The following is a 3,652-nucleotide window of genomic DNA, read 5'->3' on the forward strand; positions in this document are numbered from 1 at the left end:
GCGCCCCCGGGGTTCCCCGCCCCCCCCTCTGGGGGGTGGGCGGGGGGCCCCCACATGGTTGGGGGCGGCCAACCCGCCCCGGGGGCGCCCTGGGTTCGGTAGGGGCAACGGGGCGGTAATTCCCGGCCCGTTGCCCGGGGCGGACGTCAGGGAACGACGACCGCCCGGCCGCGCAGCGTCCCGGCGGCGAGCCGGCGATACGCTTCGGGGGCCTCGTCGAGGCCGAACCGTTCGGTCGCGATATCCAGGACTCCGGCGTGCGCGAGATCGATCAGTTCGATCAGTTCGGCCCTGGTCCCCCAGTACGGTGAGGTCGCGGTCGCTTCGTACGGGCTGATGCCGAATCCGACCCGGGCGGCGGACTTTCCGTCGCCGATACCGACGATGGTCACATCGGAATCCACCCCGGCCACCGCCATGGCGGTATCGATGGTCGGCTGGAAGCCGACGAAATCCAGGACCAGGCTCGCCCCGGCCGGGCCGGTGATCTTGCGGACGTTGCCGACGGCCCGGTCATCGGAGAGCACCGCCTCGTGCGCACCCACCGACCTGGCGAATTCGAGTTTCTCGTCGTTCACGTCGAGGGCGATGATGCGTGTGGAGGACAGATACCGCAGCAGCTGGATGGCCACATGGCCGAGACCGCCACTGCCGATCACCACCGTCCACGAGCCGGGGCGGACCTTGTCCAGCGACCGTTTGATCGCGTGATATGGGGTCAGGCCGGCATCGGTGAGCGGTACGGTCGCCACCGGGTCGAGATCGCCGATCGGCACCAGATGGCGGGGTGAATCGACGATCAAGTACTCGGCGATGGCGCCCGGTGAGCCGAGTCCCGGCGGCATGATGCCCAATTCGGCGGCCCGGGAACAGTAGTTCTCCTGGCCCTGGGCGCAGAACCAGCAGTTTCCGCAGCCCCACGGGCCGTAGACGACGACATTCGTGCCGATATCGATACCGCGCACACCCTCGCCCAGGGCGGTGACCTGCCCGGCGCCCTCGTGCCCCAGGGTCAGGGGCAGTTCGATACCGAACTGTTCCGGCGGGTTGTTCATGACGAAATCGTCGGAATGGCAGACCCCCGCCGCGGTCACCCGCAGCAGTACCTCGCCGGGGCCGGGTTCGGGGGTGGGGATCTCGCGGACCTCCGGTTCTGTCCCGACGGTCACGTATTGCAGTGCCTTCATGCGCCTGTCCTCTCCGAGCCGAGCGACTGGGTGCGTACTGGTGGAACGGCAGCGAACGTGCGGATACAGCAACTGCGACCAGGCTAGCGGGGACGCACGGAACCGGGGGCATTCGCGCCGCCGACCCGGCCGGTCGAGGTGGTGCCGACTGTGTCGGCACCATGTGCCATACCGTGGGGTATGAAGCCGAGACCGGACACCGTGATCCTGTCGTTTCTCGGGTCGGATACGTCGGACAGGTCAGAGTGCCCAGGAGTCGGCGGGCGTTATCGAACGGCCGAGCAGTGCGCTGGGCAGGAGCGGAAGCGCGGTGTCGTGTCGCGAAGCCGGGTTGCCAGCGGTGAGTCCCAATGCGCGGGGGCGCCGACCCGGCGGGAGAGCCGGGCGATCATCCGGTTGCGTGGCCTGCGGAGGCGGTCGTATTCCGCCAACCCCGGCGGGTCAGCGCTGGGCCGGTGGGCGGATTCCGGAGTACCAGTCCAGTAGGGCGGGATCGTCGACGGCGCTGCGCTCCACCACACGGGCCGGGTCGGCGCCCTGGAACAGGCGTTTTATGGGGACCTCGAGTTTCTTGCCGGTCCGGGTGTGCGGGACCGCCGGGGCGAGGAGGATCTCGTCGGGGACGTGCCGCGGCGAGACCTCGGTGCGGATCACCTCGTTGATGCGGCCGCGCAGTTCGTCGGTGAGTTCGGCGCCGGGAGCCAGGACGACGAACAGCGGCATCCAGTACCCGCCGGCGGGTTGTTCGGCGCCGATGACCAGCGCTTCGGCCACCTCCGGGAGCCGCTCGACCGCCTGATAGATATCGGCGCTGCCCATCCGGATACCGTGCCGGTTGAGGGTGGAGTCCGAGCGGCCGTGCACGACCACGCTGCCGCGCCCGGTGAGGGTGATCCAGTCGCCGTGCCGCCACACGCCGGGGTAGGCGTCGAAATAGGCGTCGTGGTAGCGGGCGCCGTCGGGGTCGCGCCAGAAATGGATCGGCATGGACGGCATGGGGGCGGTGATCACCAGCTCGCCCACCTCGCCGCGGACCGCCTGCCCGACCTCGTCGTAGGCGTCGAGAGCGACCCCCAGGTAGGGCGCCGAGAGTTCACCCGGCCAGACCGGCACGGTGGGCGCCCCGCCGGCGAACGCCGAGACGACATCGGTGCCGCCGCTGATCGAGGCCACCGGGACATTCCCGGCGTTGTCGCGCAGCCACAGCGCGGACGCCGGCGGCAGGGCCGAACCGGTGATACCGATCAGCCGCAGGGCGGACAGATCGTGATCGGTCCGTGGTACCGCACCTGCCTTCATGCAGCCCAGCACATACCCGGGACTGGTACCCAGCACGGTGGCGCGGGTGCGGGCGGTGATCTCCCAGAGGGTGTCCGGCCGGGGATGGGCCGGGCTGCCGTCGTAGCAGACGATGGTCGCCCCGGCGAGCAGCCCGGCGACCTGGAAGTTCCACATCATCCAGCTCGGGCTGGTGTACCAGAAGAAGGTGTCCTCGTGCCCGATATCCGATTGCAGCGCAACGGCCTTGAGATGTTCGAGCACCACCCCGCCGTGACCGTGCACAATGCCCTTGGGCAGTCCGGTGGTGCCGGAGGAGAACACGATCCACAGCGGATGCGCGAAATCGACGGTTTCGGTTTCCGGGAGCGGTTCGCCGCCGGACGGATCGGCCGCGGCCGACCACGGTGTGCTGTCGGGAATCCCGACGCCCAGCCGCGACACCACCACGGTGGCGCGCACGGTATCCAGACCGGCTCGCAGAGCCGCGATATCCGCGCTCTTGTCATGGGCCTTCCCGCCGTAGCGGTACCCGTCCGCGGTCACCAGGACCACGGGCTCCAGCTGGCCCAGCCGGTCCAGCGCGGCCTTGGCCGAATAATCCTGCCCGCAGGCGCTCCACACCGCGCCCACGGCTGCGGCACCCAGAAACGCCACCACCGTTTCGGTGATATTCGGCAGATAGCCGACCACCCGGTCGCCGGGCCGGACACCGAGCCCGCGCAGGGTCCGGGCGAACGCGGCCACTCCGGCCAGCAACTCCGCCCACGACGTCGCCACCACGTCCGCGCTGCCCTCGGTGACCTGCAGGATCGCCGGCCGGTCGGTCCGCGCCTGCGCGACCACCCGATCCACATAGTTCAGCGTCGTCCCGGGAAACCAGCGCGTCCCGGGCATCTCCGGACAGGGCAGTACCTCACCGGCGATGGGCCCGAGCTCGAAGTACTCCCACACCGCCAGCCAGAATTCGGCCAGATTGTCCACCGACCAGCGCCAGAGCGCGTGGTAGTCGGGCAGTTCCGCACCGGAACGCGCGGCCACGAAGCGGGCGAAATCGGTGACCCGGGCATCGGCGATTTCCCGTTCGGTCGGTACCCACTGAGGTTCCACCGGCAAAGGACCCTTCTGTGTTTATTTGCGCGCCTCCGGCGCGCGGGTCGGGGCCCTGTGACCCCGATTCTTCCCTC

2 protein-coding genes are annotated in these 3,652 nt (G+C 69.6%); both read right to left on the reverse strand.

Annotation, left to right across the window (positions count from 1 at the left end; all coding sequences use genetic code 11):
* Nucleotides 1–146: 146 nt before the first annotated feature.
* Nucleotides 147–1,187 (reverse strand): NAD(P)-dependent alcohol dehydrogenase, encoded by a 1,041-nt coding sequence (locus ACLML9_RS28075; RefSeq protein WP_411948322.1) that lies wholly within the window; start codon nt 1,185–1,187, stop codon nt 147–149.
* 441 nt (nt 1,188–1,628) lie between these two features.
* Nucleotides 1,629–3,575: an acetoacetate--CoA ligase gene (locus ACLML9_RS28080; RefSeq protein ID WP_411948323.1), complete on the reverse strand. Its 1,947-nt coding sequence runs from the start codon at nt 3,573–3,575 to the stop codon at nt 1,629–1,631.
* Nucleotides 3,576–3,652 lie beyond the last annotated feature (77 nt).

This window comes from Nocardia sp. NPDC002869, assembly GCF_046764065.1.
GTDB classification, from domain to species: Bacteria; Actinomycetota; Actinomycetes; order Mycobacteriales; family Mycobacteriaceae; genus Nocardia; species Nocardia rhamnosiphila.